The sequence below is a fragment of the Kitasatospora sp. NPDC023120 genome (assembly GCF_055560835.1).
This window is the reverse complement of record NZ_JBVHHY010000002.1, coordinates 95,735-117,450: the sequence shown is the minus strand read 5'-3', so window position 1 is coordinate 117,450 and position 21,716 is coordinate 95,735. Positions and strand designations below refer to the sequence as shown.

The window sequence follows — 21,716 nt, the reverse complement described above, 5'->3', positions numbered from 1 at the left end:
AAACCGGCCGAAGTGCGCAACCGCTGTCAGTGGCCTGCGACATGATGATGCGTCAAGGTGCCGGTGGAAGGAGAACCGCAGGATGGCCGACGGTGCGCCGACGGGATCGGAACCGCGCACGCGGGTGGACCGGCGGCCCTGGGGCCGCCGGGAGGACGCCCCGATACCCGGCCCGCCCTCGAGGCTCAGGCGGTTCCGCGTCGACCCGGACGCGCCGACCAGGGTCCCCCCGCCGCGCGACGCCGCCCCGAGGACCGTCACCCGGCGTCCGGCACCCGCCCGCGGCGGCCACTTCGGTGGCGCCTTCCCGGCGGCCCTGCTGGACCGGTACGTGCCGTACGAGGTCGCCGGCTCGGGCACCGAGGGCACCGTCTGGCACGTCCGGCGCGTGGACGGCGGCGGGGACGCCGCGGTCAAGGTGGCGCGGGCGGGCCAGGCCATGGACGCCGACCTGCTGCGGCACCTGCGCACCGAGGCCTACCGGCGGCACGTCCCCGGGATCATCGACTTCGGGCAGGTCGAGCACGCCGGGGTGGACTGCGCCTGGGTCGCGATGGAGTACCTGCCGGTCACCCTCGCCGACCACATCGCCGCCCTGCACCGCGAGCGCCGGCACACCGACCCGCGGGAGACCGACCGCATCATCCGCGAACTCGTCGCCATGCTCGACTTCTGGCAGCGGCGGATCGAGCGCAATCCGGTGGACTTCAAGCCCTCCAACATCCTGGTGCGCCCCGGAGGCGGCCCCGGGGAGTTCGTGATCGCGGACTTCGGCGGCGTCGCCCGCCTCACCGCCAGCCGGAGCTTCTCGCCCGAGATGCAGGTCACCATCGCCTACATGGCCCCCGAACAGCTCGCCGGGGCCAACCACCCGGCCGGGCCGTGGTGGGGCCTGGGCAACGTGCTGTACGAGCTGTTCTCCGGCCGCCCGCACTACCTGGACGCGGACGGCCTGCTGGTCAGCGACGAGGTGCTGCAGTACGACCTGGTCTTCGGGGAGGAGGCGGACCTCTCCGCCGTCACCGACCCGCGCCGGCTCCTGCTGCTCCAGGGCCTGCTGACCAGGAACCCCGCCCACCGCTGGCGGGCCGCGCAGGTCACCGGCTGGCTGGAGGGCGCGAGCCCCGCGGTCGTGCGCCCCCAGGGCGCGCCCGCGGGCGCCGCGGGCGGCCACGCCCACCGGCCCGTCACCTTCCTGGGCGATCCGTACCACGCCCCGTCCGTCCTCGCCTGGAACATGCTCAACCGCGCCGCGGAGGCGGCGGAGTGGCTCGTCGACGGCGGGGCGCAGCAGCTGCTGGCCTGGCTGCGCGACGAGGTCAAGGACACCCTCTTCGACCTGCACTACCTCCGGGCCGTGGACAGCGCCCGGGGCGCCCGGCGGGCCGACGCCGCCGCGCTCGCCGTCCTCGCCTTCGGCGCCGCGTTCGCGCCCTCGGCGACCCCGGTCTACCGCGATCGCCCGATCGACTCGGCGGGCCTCACCCGGGCCGCCGCCATGCCGGACGCCGTCGCCTTCTTCGACGGACTGCTCGCCGACTCGGTGCCGACCGTCGCCGCCCGCTACGACTGCGACCACCCGGAGTGCCACGGCGAGCACTGCGGGCGGCTGCTCGCGCTCGCCCGGGTGCCGGAGGTCGTGGCCGGCGCCGACCGGGCCGCCCGGGAGCTCGGCGGCGGCCCGGGCCACGGAGACGGGCTGAGCACCGAGGAGCGGGCCGAGTCCTACCGCCTGGCGGTCTGGCTGACCCTCCAGCCCGAGGAGCACGCCCGGCTGCTGGGCCGCCTCTCCCCGCTGCCCACCGCGCTGCACCGGCTGCCGCTGCCCGCGCGGGTGTCGGCCGTCCTGGCGGTGGTGGCCGCCGTCGTGGCGGACCTGCTGTCGGCCGCCTGGACCGCGGCCACCGCCGTCACCGGCCGGGGCACGGCGGACGAGGTGCGACGCCGCTGGTCCGCCCTGCGCCGCCGCGCGGTGCGCGCCGACCCCGGGACACCGGCCGGCTGCGCGACCCTGGTCGCGGCCGAGGCGCTGCGGGCCCGGCGCGCCGCCGGCGCGGCGCACGCACCCGGACGGGAGGAGGGCCGGGAACCGGTCGTACGGCGCCTGCGGGCCCACCTGGCACCCCGGGCCCGCGCCTGGTGGGCGAACGCCCGGACCGCCCTGCCGCGCCAGATCGCCGCGGCCCTGCTGGTGTTCGTGTCCCTGGCCCTGCTGCTCTGGGCCGGCGCGCTCGCCCGGATCAGCGTCGACGCCGGCAACGGGCTCGCGATCCTGCCGAACGGCCCGTTCGGCGACCGGCTGCGCACCGCCGGCGACCTGGCGGCCCGGACGGTGGCGCCGCAGCTGGGAGCGGCCTTCGCGGCCGCCGTCATCCTGGTGGTGTTTCCCGCCAGGGTCGGCCGCGGGACGCTGACGCTGACCGCGGTCGGCACCGGGGCGATCGGCTACCTGCGGCTGGGGCCGCCGATGACGGTGCTCAAGCCGCCGCCCGCCGTGGTCGACCGGGTGGTGGTGTTCGAGGGCGGCATGGGCAGCTGGGCCGGGGTGGCGGCGGCCGTCGGGGTCGTCGTGGCCCTGGTGCTGGCCGAGCGGACCGCCCGGTTGCTGAGGACGGCCCACGACGCCCGGCAGCGGACCGCCGAGCAGTGGCGGCGGCTGGGGCAGCCCTCCGAAGGCTCCCGGTCCTCCGGCGCGTCCCGGCCGTCCGCGACCGGCCGGCCGTCCGCGACGGGCCGGCCTTCCACGGCCGGCCGGAGCGGGACGGCGGCCGCGGCGCGGGACTGGAGCCCGGGCGGCGCCGGTGCGCGGGAGCGCGCCCGCTTCGCGCTCGGCGGCACCTTCGTCCTGGTCGTCCTGCTCTGGGCCACCGTCGAGGTGAGGCTGGCTGCCACCGGGCACCACCCGACCCCGGAGTCCTGGGGGACCGGCCAGGTCGGCGCCGACTACCAGTCCGGCTTCACCGTGCTGCTGGCCGCGGTGTCGATCGCCGGCACCCTGGCCGGGCCCCGCACCGCGCGCCGGCTGTTCGCCCTCTGGCTGCTCGGCACCCTGCTGCTCGGCGCCCTGCCGCCGCCGCTCGGCCCGATGGAGGCGCTGCGCATTCCGGTGGCCGGGCCGGTCTACCGCGGCATCGCCGAGCTCTGGGGCCACAGCGCGTTCTGGGCCGCCGTCCTGATCGCCCTCCCGCTGGTCTGCCTCGGCATCCAGCGCACCGTCCTGCGTGCCGGCCGCTGAGGGCGGCACGGGGGAGGAGCGGGACGGGGGAGGAGGGGCCTGGGAGGCGCGACCGGGGAGCGGCCCTGCCGAGGGGCGGCGCTCCCCGGTCCGGTGGGACCCGTCACCGCGGCGGGGCGGGCAGCCACCAGGAGCGGCGCCAGAGCAGCACGGCCGCCACGACGGTCTGCCCGATCAGCCACGCCGCGCCCGCGCCGGTGATGCCGAGCGGCGGCAGCAGCAGCGCGGTCAGCGCCAGCACGAGGAGCGAGAGCCCCCCGAGCACGCCCACCACGACGCCCATCCGGCGCCGGGCCCGGGACAGCGCGACGACCGTGGTGTTGAGCAGGTTCGGCAGCGCGGAGAGGGCGAGCAGCCACAGGACGACCGTGCCGTGGTCGGCGTAGTCGTGGCCGAACAGCCGCAGCGCCCACGGCGCGACGGCGACCAGCAGCACGACCGCCGCCACGAGCACCCGGCCGGAGTGCCGCAGCACCCGCCGGTAGTCCTCGAGCCTGGCGATGTCCCGCGCGGACTCCACGACCAGCGAGTAGCCCATGTTGGAGCTGAAGCAGTACAGCGCGAACGGCACCATCCAGGCCAGCGAGAAGTACGCGCTGTCGGCGGCGCCGAGGCGGTTGAGCACCATCACGGGGGGTAGGTTGACCGCCGCCAGCCAGCACATCGCGCCCACGTAGTCCGCGGCGAGGTAGCCGAAGGTCGGTGCCGAGGTGTCCGCGCGGGCCTTGGGCGGGATCCGTTCGTGCCGGGGCAGGGCGCGGCCGAAGACGTAGGTGTTCGTGACCGCGAGCGCGAGCGCCAGCCCGACCATCCAGGAGGCGAGGATCCCGTTCTGCGCGCCGACGGCGGCGAACAGCACCAGCAGCCCGGTCTTCTCGAGCGAAAAGAGCCCGTTCTCCAGAGCCACCCAGTCCGCCCGGCGGAGGCCGGTGAGGACGCCGTCCTGCAGGTTGAAGAGGGCGTAGCCGGCGGTGGCGATGACGAAGACCGGGCCCAGCGCCCAGGAGTGCAGGAAGTCGAGCCCGGGCGAGACCACGGGGATCAGCAGCACCAGCCCGGCGGCGAACACCAGGGTGACCGTCGTGGCCGTGAGGTACGCCAGCCCCACCAGCCGCCCGGTGCGCTTACCGGCGGAGGGCAGGAAACGCACCATGGCGTTGGCGAGGTTGAGCTGGCCCACCCCCCCGAGGAACATCATCGCGGCGACGGCGGCGAAGTTCCGGCCGACGGTGGCCGGGCTGTACCAGTGCGCGGCCAGCGCCCAGTACAGGGCGCCGATGGCGGAGGTCAGGAGCGAACTGAGGGTCAGCAGGTGCGCGTTGCGCAGCAGCGGGTCGTAGCCCTTGGCGGAGCTGAGGAGCGCCCTGCCCTTCGTCCGCACCGACCGGAGGACGGCGGCGGACGTACCGGCCCCGTTGCTCACCACCAGCAGCTCCCGTCCCCACCCCGGTTCGGACGCGGCCCGCAGCCGGTACGGGCCGGCCTGCCCATTTTATGACCCGACCCGCGCTCGACGCCCGGCTGCGCTGCCCCCGCCGGGCGGGCCTAGCCTGGGAGTCGGGACCTCGGCGGATCGGCCATCGGCGATCGGCGATCGGCGATCGGCCGTCGGCGGATCGGCCATCGACCGGAGAGGAGCCGGCGCACGATGCCCAGGACGCTTCCGGGCGGTGTCGAGGTGACCAGTCCGGCGCCGCGCGAGCTGTGGTGGGAGCTGGTCGAGCGCGACGGCGGTGCGCTGGTGACGCAGACGCCGACCTGGCTCGACTGCCTCTGCGAGGCCTGGCCGTGGGAGGACGCGAGCCGGCTGTACCGCTTCCCCGACGGTCGGCAGGTCCTCGTCCCGCTGGTCCGGCACCGGCGCTGGGCGACGCGGCTGCTGACCGAGGAGTCCTGGCCCGGGTGGGGCGTGGGGGGTGCCGTCGTGCCGGACGGCGCACCGGACGCGCGGCAGGCCCGGCTCGTCCTCGACGACCTCGCGGACCGGCCCGCCCTGCGGGTGGCCGTGCGGTTCGGCCCCGGGGCCGAACCGGTCTGGGACGAGGCCCTGCCGGGCTCCTTCGTGCCGGTCGACCGTACGACCTACGTGCTCGACCTGGAGGGCGGATTCGAGGAGGTCTGGGCCCACCGCTTCCGCCAGCAGGTGCGCCGGGGCGTGCGGCGGGCCGAACGCGAGGGGGTCGAGGTGGAGGTGGACCGGACCGGGCGGCTGGTGCCGCAGTTCCAGCGCCTCTACCAGGAGTCGGTGGCCCGCTGGGCCGAGCAACAGCACGAGCCGCTGGCCCTGGCCCGGTGGCGCCGTCGGCGCGAGGAGCCACCGCGCCTGCTGGAGGCGGTCGCCGAGCGCTTCGGCACCTCCTGCGCGATCTGGCTGGCCCGTTGCGGCGGGGAGCCGGCCGCCGCGATCGTCGTGCTGCGGCACGGCACCCACACCAAGTACTGGCGCGGAGCGATGGATCGGCGCCTGGCACACCCGGCGCATGCCAACCACCTGCTGCACCGGCTCGCCGTCGAGGACGCGTGCGCGGCCGGGAGCCGCTGCTACGACATGGGCGACGCCAGGCCCGACTCCTCGCTGGCCGGGTTCAAGCAGAGCTTCGGCGCGCGCCCGGTGGCCTGCCCGGCGTACTACCGCGAGCGGCTTCCGCTGACGGCGGCGGACCGCCGGCTGCGCGGCGCGGTCAAACGGCTCATCGGCTTCCGGGACGCCTAGGGCGTGTCTGTCAGACACCCCTAGGGCCCGGGAGCCTCTCCGGTAGGAAACTCAGCCGACCAGCCGGGAGAGTTCGATCGAGTGCCCCGTCCGCTCCACCTTCGCCTTCAGGTACCGGATGTTGCTCGCCGACAGGTGCACGCCCGTCGGCACCCGGTGCCGCACGGTGATCCCGAGGTCGCCCAACTGCGCCGCCTTGTCCGGGTTGTTGCTCAGCAGGTCGATGCCCGTGGTGCCGAGTGCGGCGAGCATCTGGGCGGCGGCGGTGTAGTCCCGGCCGTCCTCGGGCAGGCCGAGCGCGGTGTTGGCGTCGTACGTGTCGAGCCCGGAGTCCTGCAGGGCGTACGCGTCGAGCTTGTTGTAGAGCCCGATGCCCCGGCCCTCCTGGCGCAGGTAGAGCAGGTACCCGCCGGCCTCGCCGATCCGCTCCACCGACTCGCGCAGCTGCGGCCCGCAGTCGCAGCGGTCCGAGCCGAAGACGTCGCCGGTCAGGCACTCGGAGTGCAGCCGGACCAGCGGCGTCCCGCCCTCGGGGACCGTACCGAGCGCGAGCGCCAGGTGTTCGGCGCCGTCGGCGAGGCCGTGGAAGGTGAAGACCTCCGCGTCGGCGTGGTAGCCGTCGGGGAAGGTCAGCGGGATGCGCACGCGCGAGCGCACCGTGGCGGAGCCGGGTTGAGGCATGGGCGGGCCTTCGTCGATCAGAGGTGGACCGAGATCCGGATGGATCGGGTGTCGACCGTACTCGGTTGTTCCAATTTGAACAACTGGGGGGCGTGAGCGGTGATCACCACCCGACCGGAGCGGGCACCGATTGTCGGGTACGGCAAGGTGGATCCTTCCTACGGTGGTGATCAACGAGGAAGGGCGGGGACGGCGTGCTGGAGCACCTGAACCGGGCGATGGAGCACATCGAGCGGCACCTGGACGGCGAGGTCGACGCGGCCGAGCTGGCGCGGATCGCGATGACGTCGGAGTACCACTTCCGGCGGCTGTTCTCGATGCTCGCGGGGATGCCGCTGTCGGAGTACGTGCGGCGCCGGCGGCTGACCGTCGCGGGGGCCGAAGTCCTCGACGGCGAGCGGACGTTGCTCGACGTCGCGGTCCGGTACGGGTACACCTCGGGCGAGGCGTTCGCCCGGGCGTTCCGGGCGATGCACGGGGTCGGGCCGGGGGAGGCCCGGCGCGACGGCGCGGTGCTCGTCTCCCAGCCCCGGATGTCCTTCCGGCTCGTCGTGAAAGGGAGCAGTAGCATGGAATACCGCCTCGTCGAGAAGCCGGACTTCCGGATCGTCGGCAAGAAGGCCAGGGTCACCCTGATCTACCAGGGGATCAACCCGGAGATCGCGGAGTTCATCAAGGGGCTCGGCAAGGAGACCGTCGAGCGGATCGCGGCCCTCACCGGCAAGGACCCGGTCGGCATCGTGTCGGTGAGCGACGACTTCTCGCCCAACCGCGAGGAAGGGTCCCAACTCACCTACTGGCACGCGGTGGTGGCGCGGGAGGACGCCGTCGTCCCGGAGGACCTGGACGTCCTGGAGGTGCCGGCCGGCACCTGGGCGGTGTTCAGCAACAAGGGTCCGTTCCCGCAGGCGCTGCAGGCGATGTGGGGGGACGTGGCCAGCCAGTGGTTCCCGTCCAACCCGTACGAGGCCCGCCCGGGCCCGGAGATCCTGAAGACCCGCTTCGTCCCGGGGACGGGCGACGCCGAGGCGGAGCTCTGGATCCCGGTGACGCGGGCTCTGCGGAGCTGACGGTCGCCCGCTGCCGGCCGGCAGCGAACGGCTGACGGCTGACGGCCTGACGGCCTGACGGCCTGACGCTGACGGATGACAGCGAACAGATGACAGCGAACAGCTGACGGATGACAGATTTCGAAATCTGTCATCCGTCAGCTGTCATCTGTTCGCCCCCCGTTCGGCCCACCAGCGCCCGCCCCCGGTCCATCCCGCCCCGCATCCTGGGCGGGGAGGGCGCGGGGGTCGAGAACGAGCGGGAGAACCGAAGCCATGAAGCAGACCTCCGTGACCACTGGCGCCCCCTGCTGGGTCGAGCTGGGCACCTCCGATCCGGCCGCCGCCCGGGCCTTCTACCGCGAGCTGTTCGGCTGGCGCGAGGACGACAGCGCGCGCCCCGAGGGCGGCGACTACGCGCAGATGCTCCTGGCGGACACCCCGGTCTCCGCGATCACCCCGCGCTACGGGCCGCAGCAGCCGACGGCCTGGACGGTCTGCTTCGCGGTCGCCGACGCCGACGCCACCGCGGCCAGGATCGAGCAAGCCGGCGGCAGCCTGCTGAAGGAGCCCACCGACGTACTCGACCACGGCCGCTTCGCGGTCGCCGCGGACCGCTCCCACGCGGTCTTCATCCTCTGGCAGGCCCGCGCCTTCCGGGGCGCCGGGGTGTTCAACGAGCCCGGGTCGCTGGGCTGGGTGGAGCTGCTCACCCGCGACCCGGCCGGCTCCGCCGAGTTCTACCCGGCGGTCTTCGGCTGGTCCGTCGCCCCGTCCGAGCACTACACCCAGTGGGGCCTGGCCGGGCAGGACTTCGGCGGCATGCTGACGATGGACGACGGCTTCCCGCCGGAGGTGCCGCCGCACTGGCTGCCGTATTTCTCGTGCGCGGACGTCGACAACACCGTCGACCGGGCGGTCGCCCTGGGCGGGGGCGTGCTGATGCCCGCCTACTCCATGCCGGGCGGTCGACGGATCGCCGTTCTGCGCGACCCGCAGGGCGCCGCGTTCGGCATCTACCGGGCCCCCGCGGAGGACTGAGCCGCGCGCCGCCGCGCCACCACCGCCGCCACCCCGGCTCCCGCCGCGACCAGCAGCGCCCCCGCCGGCACCACGTCGCCGACGCGGTCGTACCAGGTCAGCGTCCCGGGCGCGGTGAGCGGCAGGCGGACGGTCAGCGCTCCGGTGCCGTCGGTGCCGAGCCGGGCGAGCTCCCGGCCCTGCGCGTCGAAGGCGGCCGAGACGCCGGTGAGCGAAGCCTGGACGGCCGGCCGCCCGGTCTCGGCGGCCCGGATCGCCGCCAGCGAGACGTGCTGCTCGGGCGCCCAGGTGCGCTGGAAGGTCGAGGTCGACGACTGGTAGACCAGCACCCGGGCGCCGTCCCGCGCGGCGGTGCGGGCCATGTCGGGGAAGGCCGACTCGAAGCAGATCAGCGCCCCGACCGGCAGCGGCGCGCCCGTTCGGTCGGTGGCCGGAAGCAGGTGGAACGCGGTGCCGGGCGCCCGGTTCTCGCCCGCCGCCCGGCTGACCCCGGCGATCCAGCCGAGCGCCGGCCGCAGCGGGATGTACTCGCCGAACGGCACCAGCCGGATCTTGCGGTAGCGGTCCAGCACGCCCGTCGGGGAGATCAGCACCGCGTCCTTGGAGATCCGCCCGTCCGCCTTGCGCGCGTCCTCCCCGGCGATGATCCGGGCACCGGTGGTCGCGGCGAGTGTGCGCAGCGCGTCCAGCGCGGCCGGGTCGTGGTCGAGGTCGGCGGTGGTGCTGCTCTCGCCCCAGACCACCAGGTCCACCGGCTGTCCGACCAGCGCGGCGGTGGCCCGCGCGCTCGCGTCGAACCGGGCCTGCGGGTCCTCGACGATGCCGGGCTGGACCAGCGCCACCGTGACGGCTCCCGCCCCGACGGGCGCCTCGCGCAACGCGAACAGTGCCGGACCGGAGGCCAGCGCCAGCACCGCCGCCGACGCGGCGACGGCCCGGGGCCGCCAGTGCGCCGCGGTCAGCGCGATCAGCACCCCGGTGTTCACCGCCGCCACCGCCGCGCTGACCAGCCAGATCCCGCCCGTCGAGGCCAGCCCGAGGATCGCTGGGTGCTGCCACTGGGTGGCGCCGAGCAGTGCCCACGGTCCGCCCAGCGCCGGCCAGGAGCGCGCGTACTCGGCGGACACCCAGACCGCGGGGACGACCAGCAGCGCGAGCAGTGCCCGACGGGCGGTCAGCGGCGGGCGCAGCAGCTGGTGCACGGCGTACCCGACGGCGCCCTGCAGCGCCCCGAACAGCACGGCGAGCACCGGCAGTCCGGGCCCGATGGACGGCACCAGCCAGTACATCGCGGTCAGGATGAACCCGGCCCCGAACCACCACCCGCGCACCGCCGCCTCCCGCCCGCCGGGGGCCCGCTGCATCAGCAGCAGCCCGGGGACGAGCGCGACCCACGCCAGCCAGGCCTGCCCGGGCGCCGGGAACGCGAGCACCGGCACCGCCCCGGCCGCCAGCGCCCCGCACCGCGCCCGGTACCGGTGCGGCGCGTGCGCCTCCCGTTGCCGGGCTTGCGCCGGTTCCCCCGCCCGGTCCGCGGGGGTCGTGCTCAGGGCTGGGCTGGTGGGAGCGATGCGGCGCGGCATGCCCCGTATTGTCCGCTTGGACGGCCTGCGCCACCAGTGCGCCCGTCACCCGAATGGACGACGGGTGCACCAACAGTGAGGTGGCGACCCACCTTTCGAACGGCCGCCCGAACGGCCGCCCGAACAGCCGCCTGAGCGGCTGCCCGAACGGCTGTCCGAGCGCTGGACCCTCAGCCCTCGCCGCCCTCCAGGTCCCCTTCCGTCTCCAGGAACGCGGCCTGCAGCTGCGCGATCAGCTCCGGGTCAGGCTGCTCCCACAGCCCGCGGCTCGCCGCCTCCAGCAGGCGCTCGCTGATCCCGTGCAGCGCCCACGGGTTGGCGCCCGCGAGGAACTCCCGGTTGACCGGGTCGAGCACGTACTCCTGGGTCAGCTTCTCGTACATCCAGTCCGCGACCACGCCCGTCGTGGCGTCGTAGCCGAACAGGTAGTCGACCGTCGCGGCCATCTCGAAGGCGCCCTTGTAGCCGTGGCGGCGCATCGCCTCGATCCAGCGCGGGTTGACCACACGGGCGCGGAAGACGCGGGCGGCTTCCTCGGTCAGCGTCCGGGTGCGGACCGTCTCCGGGCGGGTGGAGTCGCCGATGTAGGCGGTCGGCGCCTTGCCGGTGAGGGCACGGACGGTGGCCACCATGCCGCCGTGGTACTGGAAGTAGTCGTCCGAGTCGGCGATGTCGTGCTCGCGGGTGTCGGTGTTCTTGGCGGCGACGGTGATCCGCTTGTACGCGGTCTCCATCTCCTCGCGGGCCGGCCGCCCGTCCAGCCCGCGGCCGTACGCGTAGCCGCCCCAGACCGTGTACACCTCGGCGAGGTCGGCGTCGGTGCGCCAGTCGCGGCTGTCGATCAGCTGGAGCAGGCCCGCCCCGTACGTGCCCGGGCGGGAGCCGAAGACGCGGACCGTGGCCTTGCGCTCGTCGCCGTGGACCGCGAGGTCGGCCTGGACGTGCGCCCGCACGAAGTTGTCCGCGTCGGCCTCCTCCTGGGCGGCGGCCAGGCGCACCGCGTCGTCCAGCAGGGCGACCACGTGCGGGAAGGCGTCACGGAAGAAGCCGGAGATGCGCAGCGTCACGTCGATGCGCGGGCGGCCCAGCTCGGCGAGCGGGATCGGCTCCAGACCGGTGACCCGGCGCGAGGCGTCGTCCCAGACCGGGCGCACGCCCAGCAGGGCGAAGGCCTCGGCGATGTCGTCGCCGGCGGTGCGCATCGCGCTGGTGCCCCAGAGCGAGAGCCCGACCGAGGGCGGGTAGGCGCCGTCGTTGTCGGCGGTGTACCGCTCGATCAGCGAGGCGGCGAGCGCCTGCCCGGTCTCCCAGGCGAGCTTGCTGGGGACGGCCTTCGGGTCGACGGAGTAGAAGTTGCGGCCGGTCGGCAGCACGTTGACCAGACCGCGCAGCGGGGAGCCGGAGGGCCCGGCGGGGACGAAGCCGCCCTGCAGCGCGTGCAGCACGGCGTCCAGCTCGTCGGTGGTCGCGGCCAGGCGCGGCACCACCTGGGTGGCGGCGAAGGCCAGCACGTCGTGGACGGCCTCCGGCAGCCCGGCGGCGACCTTCTCGACCGCCTCGGGCGCCCAGTCCTCCGCCTCCATCGCCTCGACCAGGGCGCGGGCCTTGGCCTCGGCGGCGTCGGTGGCGCCGAGGGTCAGCGCAGCCTCGTCCAGGCCGAGCGCCTCGCGCAGGCCGGGCAGGGCGCTGACGCCGCCCCAGATCTGTCGGGCGCGCAGGATGGCGAGCACGATGTTGACCCGGTCGGTGCCGGTCGGCGCCTGGCCGAGGACGTGCAGGCCGTCGCGGATCTGGGCGTCCTTGACCTCGCAGAGCCAGCCGTCGACGTGCAGCAGGAAGTCGTCGAAGCCGTCGTCCTCGGGGCGCTCGTCCAGACCGAGGTCGTGGTCGAGCTTGGCGGCCTGGATCAGGGTCCAGATCTGCGCGCGGATGGCGGGCAGCTTGGCCGGGTCCATCGCGGCGATGTTGGAGTGCTCGTCCAGCAGCTGCTCCAGGCGCGCGATGTCGCCGTAGGAGTCGGCGCGGGCCATCGGCGGCACGAGGTGGTCGACCAGGGTGGCGTGGGCGCGGCGCTTGGCCTGGGTGCCCTCGCCCGGGTCGTTGACCAGGAAGGGGTAGACCAGCGGGAGGTTGCCGAGGACGGCGTCCGGGCCGCACTCGGCGGACAGCGCGGCCGTCTTGCCGGGCAGCCACTCCAGGTTGCCGTGCTTGCCGAGGTGGATCACGGCGTGGGCGCCGAAGCCGCCGTCCTCCTGCGCGGCCTCGATCCAGCGGTAGGCGGCCAGGTAGTGGTGGCTCGGCGGCAGGTCGGGGTCGTGGTAGATGGCGACCGGGTTCTCGCCGAAGCCGCGCGGCGGCTGGATCAGGACCAGCAGGTTGCCGGAGCGGATCGCGGCCAGCACGATGTCGCCGTCCGGGTTCTGCGAGCGGTCGACGTACAGCTCGCCGGGCGCCGGACCCCAGTGCTCCTCGACCTGCTCGCGCAGCGCCTGCGGGAGGGTGGCGTACCAGCGGCGGTAGTCGGCGGCGGGGATGCGCACCGGGTTGCGGGCCAACTGGTCCTCGGTGAGCCAGTCCTGGTCGTAGCCGCCGGCCGCGATCAGGGCGTGGATGATCGCGTCGCCCTCGTGTCCGCCCCCGGGTCCGTCCTCGGACCCGTCCCCGGCGGCGTCGTCCAGGCCGGGCAGGTCGTCGCCGAGGTCCATGCCCTCCTCGCGCAGCCGGTGCAGCAGGCGGACGGCGCTCGCGGGGGTGTCCAGGCCGACGGCGTTGCCGACCCGGGCGTGCTTCGTCGGGTACGCGGACAGCACGAGCGCGAGGCGGCGCTCGGCGGCCGGGACGTACCGCAGCCGGGCGTGGCTGACGGCGGTGCCGGCGACGCGGGCGGCGCGCTCCGGGTCGGCGGCGTAGACGGTCAGGCCGTCCTCGTCCAGCTCCTTGAAGGAGAACGGGACGGTGATCAGGCGGCCGTCGAACTCCGGCACGGCGACCTGGGTGGCGGTGTCCAGCGGGGACAGGCCGTCGTCGCTGGCCTCCCACTGCGCGCGCGACCAGGTCAGGCAGAGCGCCTGCAGGATCGGGCGGTCCAGCGCGGCCAGCGCGCCCGCGTCCCAGGCCTCCTCGTCGCCGCCGGCCTGCGCGTCGGCCGGGCGGGTGCCGCCGGCCGCGAGCACGGTGGTGACGATCGCGTCGGCCTCGCCCAGCGCGGCCAGCAGCTCCGGCTCGGCGCCGCGCAGCGAGGCGCAGTAGTAGGCCTTGGCCCGGGCGCCCTCGTCCTCGACGGCCCGGCAGAGCGTCTCCACGAAGGCGGTGTTGCCGCTCATGTGGTGGGCGCGGTAGTAGAGCACCGCGACCGTCGGGCCCTCGGTCGTACGGGCTTCGCGCTCCAGCGGACCCCAGGCGGGCGCGGAGGCGGGCGGGGCGAAGCCGTGGCCGGTCAGCAGCACGGTGTCGGAGAGGAAGGCGCCCAGCTCGGCCAGGTTGGCCGCGCCGCCGTGGGCGAGGTAGGCGTGCGCCTCGGCGGCGATGCCGGCCGGGACGGTGGACAGCTCCATCAGCTGGGCGTCGGGGGCTTGCTCACCGGTCAGCACCACCACCGGGCGGGGGCCGGCCAGCAGCGCGTCCAGGCCCTCCTGCCAGGCGCGGCGCCCGCCGAGCAGGCGGACCACGACGAGGTCGGTGCCCTCCAGCAGCGCGGGCAGGTCCTCGGGGGTGAGCCGGGCCGGGTTGCCGAGCCGGTAGCGCACCGGGCCCTCGGAAGCGCGGGCACTGAGCAGGTCGGTGTCGGACGTCGACAGCAGCAGGATCATGCGAAGGCCCTCCCGGCCTCGTCGGTGGCCGGGACGGCCGTGGAATCGGCCTGAGCGGCCGTCGTTCGGGCCCGGTGGGCCGTGGTGCGGGCCGGGTCGGCCGTCGTTCGGGCCGGGTCGGCCGTGGTGCCGACGGCCGTGGACGCGTGCGCGGGCATGCGACAGCGCTGGTGCATTTCTGCCTTCCTCGGGGTCCGCGCCCCGGGCCGGTGGAGGACGGCAGGAGTTCCTGGCTCCCGCGGCCGACCGGCTTCCCGGTGAACCGCGGTCACAGTGGCGGGACCGCACCGGGCTTGCACCGGTTTCCTCCCCTGCGCCGTCGCTGGCGTGCGGACGGTCCGCCGGGACCGTCCGCCCAGCATCGTACGGGGTGCGGCTGACCTGGGGGAGAGTGAGCTTTCGGCCGCGCGCTCCGGCTGCTCGGTGCACGGGCTCCGCCGCCCCGGGACGCCCGCCCGGCGCGTGCGGCGGGTGCGCCGGAGTGTGATGCAGCGGACGGAGGCAACCGATCGGATCATCTGTATGCTCGCCGCCATGCCACCGACACCCGACGCCACCGCGCCGGGCGCCGCCGTGCCCGACCGGGAGGTGCCCGACCGGGGGCGCGCGGACGCCTGCCCCGGGGCACTGCGTCTGCACCCCGCCGACGACGGCGCCCTGGCCCGGATCCGCCTGCCCGGAGGGCTGCTGACGGACCGTCAGGCGCTCGCACTGGCCGAGGCCGCCGAGGCCCTGGGCGACGGGGAGTTGGAGACCACTTCGCGCGGCAACGTCCAACTGCGCGGCCTGGCCGCGCAGTGCGGGGCGGAACTCGCCGAGCGGCTGCGCGCCGTCGGCCTGCTGCCCTCGGACACCCATGAGCGGGTCCGCAACATCGTCGCCTCGCCGCTGGCGGGGCTGGACGGCGCCCCCTCCGCCGATGTCCAGGCCTGGGTACGGGAACTGGACGCGCGGCTGTGCGCGAGCGACTGGGCGGCCGGGCTCTCCGGCAAGTTCCTGTTCGCGCTGGACGACGGGCGGGGCGACGTCGCCGCGCTCGACGCCGATGTGACATTGATCGCAGGCTCACCTTCACGGGGCGCCACCGCCGCTGACCCGGACCGGCCCGCCGTGCTGCGCCTCGGGCGCTCCGGCCATGGGCACCCGGTCGAGGCCGGACGGGAGGTGACGGCCGTGCTGGAGGCGGCCCGCTCCTTCCTGGACGCGCTGCGGACCAGCGGGCGCAAGGCCTGGCACCTGCGCGAGGTGCCCGACCTGCTGCCGGACGGCCCGGTGCCGCTGCCCGCCTTCACCGGTGCGGCGCCCGCCGTGGGCGTGCTGCCCGGCGGGCTCTCGGTGGGCCTGCGCTTCGGGCGCGCGAGCGCCGCGCAGTGGCGGGCGCTGGTCGCCGCGTCGGCTGCTTCCGGTACTTCCGCTGATTCCGGGGGTCCCGGTACTTCCGGCGGTTCCGGTGCTTCCGCTGGTGGGCTGCGGCTGACGCCCTGGCGCGGTGTGGTCCTGCCGGGTGCGCCGGCCGACCGGCTGCCCGGGCTCGCCGAGGCCGGATTCCGTACCGAGCCGGGCTCGCCCTGGGAGCGGGCCACCGCCTGCACCGGGCTGCCAGGGTGTGCCAGGTCGCTCGCCGACGTCCGCTCGGACGCGGCCCGGGCGCTGGACGCCGTCGGCGGTAGCCCGGGCGACGGGGCGTCCGGCGTGCTGCTGCCCGTCCACTGGTCGGGCTGTGAACGGCGCTGCGGCCACCCGGCCGGGCGATGGGTGGACGTGCTCGCCACGGGGCACGGCTACCGCGTGACGGTGAACGGACCGGCGGCCGCGCCCACGGCCGCCGAGGTGACGAACGAGGAGATGGCCGAGGCGGTCGCCGAGGCCAGGAGGACCACGAAGTGATCGAGTACGAGAAGGACGGCGCGTCCATCTACCGCCAGTCCTTTGCCACCATCCGTGCGGAGGCCGATCTGGCCGCCCTTCCGGCGGACGTCTCCCAGGTCGCGGTGCGGATGATCCACGCCTGCGGGATGGTCGACCTGGTCGAGGACCTGGTGTACTCGCCCGGCGTGGTCGCCTCCGCGCGCGCCGCGCTGCACGCCGGTGCGCCGATTCTCTGCGACGTCAACATGGTCGCGAGCGGCGTGACCCGCAAGCGGCTGCCCGCCGACAACGAGGTGGTCTGCACCCTCACCGACCCGTCGGTGCCCGAGCTCGCCCGCGCGATGGGCAACACCCGCAGCGCCGCCGCCATGGAGCTGTGGCTGCCCCGGCTGGGGGGCGCGGTGGTCGCCGTCGGCAACGCGCCGACCTCGCTGTTCCGGCTGCTGGAGATGATCGAGGCGGGCGCGCCGCGGCCTGCCGCGGTGATCGGCGTCCCGGTCGGCTTCATCGGTGCCGCCGAGTCCAAGCAGGCCCTGGCCGAGCACCCGTCCGGCCTGGAGCACCTGGTGGTGCGCGGCCGGCGAGGCGGCAGCGCGATGGCCGCCGCCGCCATCAACGCGATTGCGAGCGAAGAAGAGTGACCGTTCATCAGGAATCCCCGGTCGGACGGCTGTACGGCGTCGGGCTTGGCCCGGGAGATCCGTCGCTGGTGACCGTCCGCGCCGCCGAACTCATCGGCAAAGCCGACGTGGTGGCGTACCACAGTGCCCGGCACGGCCGCTCCATCGCGCGCTCCATCGCCGAGCGGTATCTGACGGGTGGCCAGATCGAGGAGAAGCTGGTCTACCCGCTCACCGTCGAGACCACCGACCACCCCGGCGGCTACCGGGGCGCGCTGGACGACTTCTACGAGGAGGCCGCCGCCCGGCTGGCCGCCCACCTGGACGCCGGGCGCGACGTCGTCGTCCTTGCCGAGGGGGACCCGCTCTTCTACGGCTCCTACCAGCACATGCACAAGCGGCTCGCGCACCGCTACCCGACCGAGGTGGTGCCCGGCGTGACCTCGGTCAGCGCTGCGGCAGCCCGGCTCGGACAGCCGCTGACCGAGGCCGAGGAGACGCTCACCGTCATCCCCGGCACGCTGCCCGAGGAGGAGCTGACGGCGCGGATCGCGGCAGCGGACTCCGCCGTGATCATGAAGCTGGGTCGCACCTTCCCGACCGTCCGCCGGGCCCTGGAGCGGGCCGGGCGGCTGGCCGACGCCCAGTACGTCGAGCGGGCCTTCATGGCGGGGGAGCGCATCGCGCCGCTCGCCGAGGTCGACGGCGAGACGGTGCCGTACTTCTCGGTGGCGGTGCTGCCGAGCAAGGTCGCGCCGCTGGAGCCCGAGGTGCGGCTGTCGGACGGCATGGGCAGCGTGACCGTCGTCGGCACCGGACCGGCCGGACCGCTCTGGCTCACCCCCGAGGCGCGCGGCGCCCTGGCCGAGGCCACCGACCTGGTCGGCTACACCACCTACCTGGCCCGGGTGCCGGAGCGCCCGGGGCAGCGGCGGCACGGCTCGGACAACAAGGTGGAGTCGGAGCGCGCCGAGTACGCGCTGGACCTCGCCCGGCGCGGGCACCGGGTCGCGGTGGTCTCCTCCGGTGACCCGGGCGTGTTCGCGATGGCCACCGCCGTGCTGGAGGTCGCCTGCGAGGAGGCCTACCGGGACGTCCCGGTGCGGGTCCTGCCGGGGATGACCGCCGCGCACGCGGCCGCCTCCCGGGCCGGCGCCCCGCTCGGGCACGACTACGCGACGGTGTCGCTCTCGGACCGGCTCAAGCCCTGGGACGCGGTGGCCACGCGGCTGCGCGCCGCCGCCGAGGCGGACCTGGTGCTGGCGCTGTACAACCCCGGCTCGCAGTCCCGCACCACCCAGGTCGGCCTCGCCCGGGACCTGCTGCTGGAGTACCGGGCGCCGGAGACTCCGGTGGTCATGGCGCGCGACGTCGGCGGCCCGACCGAGCGGGTGCGGATCGTCCGGCTCGGCGAGCTGGACCCGTCGCTGGTCGACATGCGGACGATCCTGCTGATCGGCTCCTCGCAGACCCGGGCGGTCGAGCGCGGCGGCGGCGTGGAGGTCGTCTGGACGCCCCGCCGGTACCCGGAGGCGTGACGGTGGGCGACTGACGACCGACAGCTGATGGATGACAGATGACAGCTGACAGATTACGAAATCTGTCAGCTGTCATCTGTCTTTTGTTTCCTGTTCGCGGCGGTCGGCTGTTGTCCGTCAGCCGTCAGCCGTCAGCCGTCAGCGGTCAGCTGCCGCCAGCCGGCAGCCGGCCGCCGGCCCGTCACCGGGTCGGCTTGGCGATGACCAGCTCCGTGTTGTGGTCCTCGCCCGCGCCGAGCAGGGCCGTCACCCGCCCGTTCGGGTCGTTGTACGACAGCTCGCGGTAGAGCGCCGCGAGGTTGGCGTCTGAGGTGCTGCCGAAGTCCGTCCCGTACGGCGCGGAGGACTCGATCAGCGTGGTGAACAGGGAGAGCGTGCCGTCCCCGTTGTCCACGACCTCGATGATCCGGCCGTGCTGCGGGTAGTCGATGTGCGAGGCGGTGTTGATCTCCCAGAACGCCCGCTCCGGCACCGCGTGGCCGTGCGGCGTGATCTTGTTCATGTGGGTGTGCCCGTTCACCCACGCGACCACGTTCGGGTAGCGCTGCAGCAGCGTCACCAGCTCGTTGCCGTCGTGCCGCTTCTCGAAGATGTTCCGCGGGTCCGGCAGCAGGTTGCCCATCGAGGTGCTGGTGTGGTGGCTGAAGAGCAGGATCACGTCGTCCGTGCTGCCACCCGTCACCCGGTTCCCGTTGGTGTCGTACCAGTGCCCGCTGTGCGCCTTCAACTGCTGCTCCAGCCAGCGCAGTTGCGCGGTGCCCAGCGAACCGTCGGCGAACCCGGCCTGGTTGGTGGTGTCCAGGCTGATGCCGACCACCTTCTCCGAGATGCGGAAGGTGTAGTAGAGCTTGCCGCTGCTCACCATGTCCGAGGTGAAGCCGTGCCCGTACGGGCCCGCGCCGGTGACCGTCGGGTCCAGGTGGGCCTTGGCGAACTCCTTGAGCGTGAACGGCTTGCGGCGCTCGTCCGGGGTGATCCGGCGCACCGCCTCGCCGTCGGCTATCAGCTTGGCGAGCAGCAGCACGGCGCCCGCCGGGTCGCGGCGCAGCGAGTCCATCAGCTGGGCGGCGGTGGCGTCGTCGCAGCCCTCCAGCTTGTACTGGCCGGTGTAGAGGTCGTTGAGCAGCCCGAGGTCGGGCAGCGAGCCCTCGATGCTGTCGTCGTGGTTGCCGACCGTCGTGTACCAGGGCGTGCGCAGGCCCGGCGCGTCGAAGGGGCGCCCGGCGGCGGAGAGGAACCCGGGGACCTGCGGGAAGCCCAGCGTCTTGTAGCCGTCGTTGTAGGAGAGTTCGGGGTTCCAATAAGCCGAGTTGCCGGAGTTCTGGACGCCCTCGTAGCGGGTCGGGTCGCCGGTGTTCTGGGCGAGCCGGCCGCCGCCCATGACCTTGAGGTACCAGTCGAGTTCGGCGAGCTCGTGGTTGTCGGTGTTGTCACCGGTGGCCATCACCATGCTGAACGGCATCCCGGTGTAGGGGCCGCCGTCGAGCGAGTTGACCCGCTCGACGAGGGCCGAGACGCCGCGGGCGTTCAGGGCCTCCTGCGGCCGGTACGCGCTGCCGTTGAACCGGGCCAGGTACTCGAAGCGCACCGGGGACTCGGTGTCCACCAGGTGCAGGTCGCTGAACTGGACGAAGCTGGCCAGTCCGGTACGGCGGTCGTCCCGTCCGGCGCTCGGCGCGGCCAGCTCGCCGCGCACCACCAACGGCCAGCCCGGACCGGCCGTCAGTCGCTTGTAGCCGCCGGTGCCGACCGGCGTGGCCACCTGCTCCAGCGTGGTCCCGGTGACCTTGACCGCCCGCGCGGCCGTGGTCGCCAGCGCCTGGTCGCGCGTCGCGGCCGAGGCGAACTGCGCGCCGCCCAACGACAAGGCCGACCACGCGGCGGCCACCGACGTACCGGTGAGGAAGGTGCGCCGACTCATTCCTGCCACAGAAAACCCCCACATACTGATGGCCCGGCCGGGTGTCCCGGTTGCCGGACCACGTCATGAACCCGCTAAGTAACGGAGCGACAGATTACTCGTTGGTAGCCATGTTGCGGGAGAGCGGTGCATGGAACAGTTCGAGAACTCCGGCCGCAGTCCCGTCGGCGGCCCGTGCGCAGCGCCCCCGCGCTCCTCCCCGGTCGCGGCGCGGTGGGGCGGATGGGGGAGAATCTGCAGGTACGGCCGGGGTGGCCGGGTCGGGCGTGTTCGGACGTGGTCGGGAGTGAGGCGCAGGTGGCCGCAGCGGGAGCCGAGGCGGGAGGCCGGGCCGGCCAGCTGAAGAGCAGCGGTCTGCGGCACGGCTGGACCACGGGCGCCTGCGCCACCGCCGCCACCAAGGCCGCCTACACCGCGCTGCTCACCGGCGAGTTCCCCGACCCGGTGGTCATCACCCTGCCCAAGGGCCAGCAGCCCGCCTTCGCGCTCGCCGCCGAGGGGCTCGCCGCCGAGGGGCTGGGCGCCGAGGGGCTGGGCGCCGAGGGGCTGGGCGCCGAGGGGCGCCGGCCGGTCAGCGCCATGGCCGGGGTGGTCAAGGACGCCGGCGACGACCCCGACGTCACCCACGGCGCGCTGATCCGCTCGACCGTGCGGCCAGGCGAGCCCGGTGCCGGGGTGGTGTTCCGGGCCGGTCCCGGAGTGGGGACGGTCACCAAGGCCGGTCTGCCGCTGCCCGTCGGCGAGCCCGCGATCAACCCGGTGCCCCGGCAGATGATCCGGGACGCGGTCGCCGAGGTGGCCGCCGAGCACGGCGGCAGCGGGGACGTGGTGGTCGAGATCTCCGTCGACCACGGCGAGGAGATCGCCCGCTCGACCTGGAACCCGCGGCTCGGCATCCTCGGCGGCCTGTCGATCCTCGGCACCACCGGGATCGTCGTCCCCTACTCCTGCTCGGCCTGGATCGACTCCATCCGCCGCGGCGTGGACGTGGCCCGGGCGGCGGGACGCACGCACGTGGCCGGCTGCACCGGTTCGACCTCGGAGAAGGTCGCGATCGCGGTGCACGGGCTGCCCGAGGACGCGCTGCTGGACATGGGCGACTTCGCCGGTGCCGTGCTCAAATACCTGAAGCGCCACCCGGTGCCCCGGCTGACCATCGCGGGCGGCTTCGCCAAGCTCTCCAAGCTCGCGGCCGGCCACCTGGACCTGCACTCGGCGCGCTCCCAGGTGGACAAGGGGTATCTGGCGGGACTGGCCCGGCAGGGCGGGGCGGACGAGGCGCTGGTCGCGGCGGTGGCGGCGGCCAACACCGGCCTGGAGGCGGTGCAGCTGTGCCGCGCGGCGGGTGTTCCGCTCGGGGACCTGGTGGCCGAGGCGGCCCGGGCGACGGCGCTCGGCGTGCTGCTGGGCTCGCCGGTCGCGGTGGACGTCATCTGCATCGACCGCGCGGGCACCATCGTCGGCCGGGCCGAACCGCTGGGGCCCTGAGGGAACTGCTCGCCCCCGGGGGGCGTCGAGTCGGGTGCCGCGCCCGTACAGCGGAAGCTCAGTAATATCGCGCGGTGATGTGAAGATCTGACTCCCATACGGGGTGAGAAACGGACAAAGATGGCGCCGCGCCCGGTCTTGATTCTTTCGCCATCTCAACCATGAGATA

At 74.5% G+C, this 21,716-nt stretch carries 13 protein-coding genes and 1 riboswitch; of the genes, 8 read left to right on the top strand and 5 right to left on the bottom strand.

Features of this window, described 5'->3' with window-relative positions; all coding sequences use genetic code 11:
- The first annotated feature begins 82 nt into the window (after positions 1-82).
- Positions 83-3,235 (top strand): protein kinase domain-containing protein, encoded by a 3,153-nt coding sequence (locus ACZ3TI_RS03140; RefSeq protein WP_465722686.1) that lies wholly within the window; start codon positions 83-85, stop codon positions 3,233-3,235.
- A 103-nt stretch (positions 3,236-3,338) separates the two neighbouring features.
- Here the strand turns inward: ACZ3TI_RS03140 and ACZ3TI_RS03135 are convergent, their stop codons facing one another.
- Positions 3,339-4,661, bottom strand: a complete 1,323-nt coding sequence (locus ACZ3TI_RS03135; RefSeq protein WP_465722684.1) for a lipopolysaccharide biosynthesis protein — start codon at positions 4,659-4,661, stop codon at positions 3,339-3,341.
- A 222-nt stretch (positions 4,662-4,883) separates the two neighbouring features.
- On the opposite strand from ACZ3TI_RS03135, the gene ACZ3TI_RS03130 reads away from it, so the two are divergent.
- On the top strand, positions 4,884-5,948 hold the full coding sequence (locus ACZ3TI_RS03130; protein WP_465722682.1) for a GNAT family N-acetyltransferase: 1,065 nt from the start codon (positions 4,884-4,886) through the stop codon (positions 5,946-5,948).
- A 51-nt stretch (positions 5,949-5,999) separates the two neighbouring features.
- Here ACZ3TI_RS03130 and ACZ3TI_RS03125 read toward each other — a convergent pair whose 3' ends face one another.
- Entirely contained in the window at positions 6,000-6,629 is a 630-nt protein-coding gene (locus tag ACZ3TI_RS03125) for a GTP cyclohydrolase II (protein WP_465722680.1), read from the bottom strand.
- Between the two features lie 194 nt (positions 6,630-6,823).
- Between ACZ3TI_RS03125 and ACZ3TI_RS03120 the strand changes: the two genes are divergently transcribed.
- Together ACZ3TI_RS03120 and ACZ3TI_RS03115 are read left to right on the top strand one after the other, a co-directional pair.
- The gene (locus tag ACZ3TI_RS03120) at positions 6,824-7,699 is read left to right on the top strand and encodes an AraC family transcriptional regulator (protein ID WP_465722679.1); all 876 of its coding nucleotides are present in this window, start codon (positions 6,824-6,826) and stop codon (positions 7,697-7,699) included.
- Between the two features lie 255 nt (positions 7,700-7,954).
- Entirely contained in the window at positions 7,955-8,719 is a 765-nt protein-coding gene (locus ACZ3TI_RS03115) for a VOC family protein (RefSeq protein ID WP_465722678.1), read from the top strand.
- Here the strand turns inward: ACZ3TI_RS03115 and lnt are convergent.
- Together lnt and cobN are read right to left on the bottom strand one after the other, a co-directional pair.
- Positions 8,695-10,302, bottom strand: a complete 1,608-nt coding sequence (gene lnt, locus ACZ3TI_RS03110; RefSeq protein ID WP_465722676.1) for an apolipoprotein N-acyltransferase — start codon at positions 10,300-10,302, stop codon at positions 8,695-8,697. The two genes, ACZ3TI_RS03115 and lnt, sit on opposite strands and share 25 nt — an antisense overlap.
- A gap of 170 nt (positions 10,303-10,472) precedes the next feature.
- Positions 10,473-14,111 (bottom strand): cobaltochelatase subunit CobN, encoded by a 3,639-nt coding sequence (cobN, locus tag ACZ3TI_RS03105; protein WP_465722674.1) that lies wholly within the window; start codon positions 14,109-14,111, stop codon positions 10,473-10,475.
- 223 nt (positions 14,112-14,334) lie between these two features.
- Positions 14,335-14,420, bottom strand: a riboswitch (cobalamin riboswitch).
- Between the two features lie 213 nt (positions 14,421-14,633).
- Between cobN and ACZ3TI_RS03100 the strand changes: the two genes are divergently transcribed.
- The 3 genes from ACZ3TI_RS03100 to ACZ3TI_RS03090 are packed head-to-tail and all read left to right on the top strand — an operon-like array spanning position 14,634 to position 18,138.
- Entirely contained in the window at positions 14,634-15,998 is a 1,365-nt protein-coding gene (locus ACZ3TI_RS03100) for a hypothetical protein (protein ID WP_465722672.1), read from the top strand.
- Positions 15,995-16,621, top strand: a complete 627-nt coding sequence (locus ACZ3TI_RS03095; RefSeq protein ID WP_465722670.1) for a precorrin-8X methylmutase — start codon at positions 15,995-15,997, stop codon at positions 16,619-16,621. The genes ACZ3TI_RS03100 and ACZ3TI_RS03095 overlap by 4 nt, the downstream gene beginning before the upstream one ends.
- Entirely contained in the window at positions 16,618-18,138 is a 1,521-nt protein-coding gene (locus tag ACZ3TI_RS03090) for a precorrin-2 C(20)-methyltransferase (RefSeq protein WP_465722668.1), read from the top strand. Before ACZ3TI_RS03095 ends, ACZ3TI_RS03090 begins: the two co-directional genes overlap by 4 nt.
- A gap of 181 nt (positions 18,139-18,319) precedes the next feature.
- Here ACZ3TI_RS03090 and ACZ3TI_RS03085 read toward each other — a convergent pair whose 3' ends face one another.
- Entirely contained in the window at positions 18,320-20,059 is a 1,740-nt protein-coding gene (locus ACZ3TI_RS03085; protein WP_465722666.1) for a TIGR03767 family metallophosphoesterase, read from the bottom strand.
- Positions 20,060-20,356: 297 nt separating this feature from the next.
- On the opposite strand from ACZ3TI_RS03085, the gene ACZ3TI_RS03080 reads away from it, so the two are divergent.
- Positions 20,357-21,547, top strand: coding sequence for a cobalt-precorrin-5B (C(1))-methyltransferase (locus ACZ3TI_RS03080; RefSeq protein ID WP_465722664.1), 1,191 nt, complete (start codon positions 20,357-20,359; stop codon positions 21,545-21,547).
- Positions 21,548-21,716 lie beyond the last annotated feature (169 nt).

What these genes read in the sequence shown, in the direction of transcription:
- ACZ3TI_RS03140 (WP_465722686.1), top strand. Translation starts at nt 83, where the DNA reads ATGGCCGACGGTGCGCCGACGGGATCGGAACCGCGCACGCGGGTGGAC.
- ACZ3TI_RS03130 (WP_465722682.1), top strand. Translation starts at nt 4,884, where the DNA reads ATGCCCAGGACGCTTCCGGGCGGTGTCGAGGTGACCAGTCCGGCGCCG.
- ACZ3TI_RS03125 (WP_465722680.1), bottom strand. Translation starts at nt 6,629, where the DNA reads ATGCCTCAACCCGGCTCCGCCACGGTGCGCTCGCGCGTGCGCATCCCG.
- ACZ3TI_RS03115 (WP_465722678.1), top strand. Translation starts at nt 7,955, where the DNA reads ATGAAGCAGACCTCCGTGACCACTGGCGCCCCCTGCTGGGTCGAGCTG.
- lnt (WP_465722676.1), bottom strand. Translation starts at nt 10,302, where the DNA reads ATGCCGCGCCGCATCGCTCCCACCAGCCCAGCCCTGAGCACGACCCCC.
- cobN (WP_465722674.1), bottom strand. Translation starts at nt 14,111, where the DNA reads ATGATCCTGCTGCTGTCGACGTCCGACACCGACCTGCTCAGTGCCCGC.
- ACZ3TI_RS03100 (WP_465722672.1), top strand. Translation starts at nt 14,634, where the DNA reads ATGCTCGCCGCCATGCCACCGACACCCGACGCCACCGCGCCGGGCGCC.
- ACZ3TI_RS03085 (WP_465722666.1), bottom strand. Translation starts at nt 20,059, where the DNA reads ATGAGTCGGCGCACCTTCCTCACCGGTACGTCGGTGGCCGCCGCGTGG.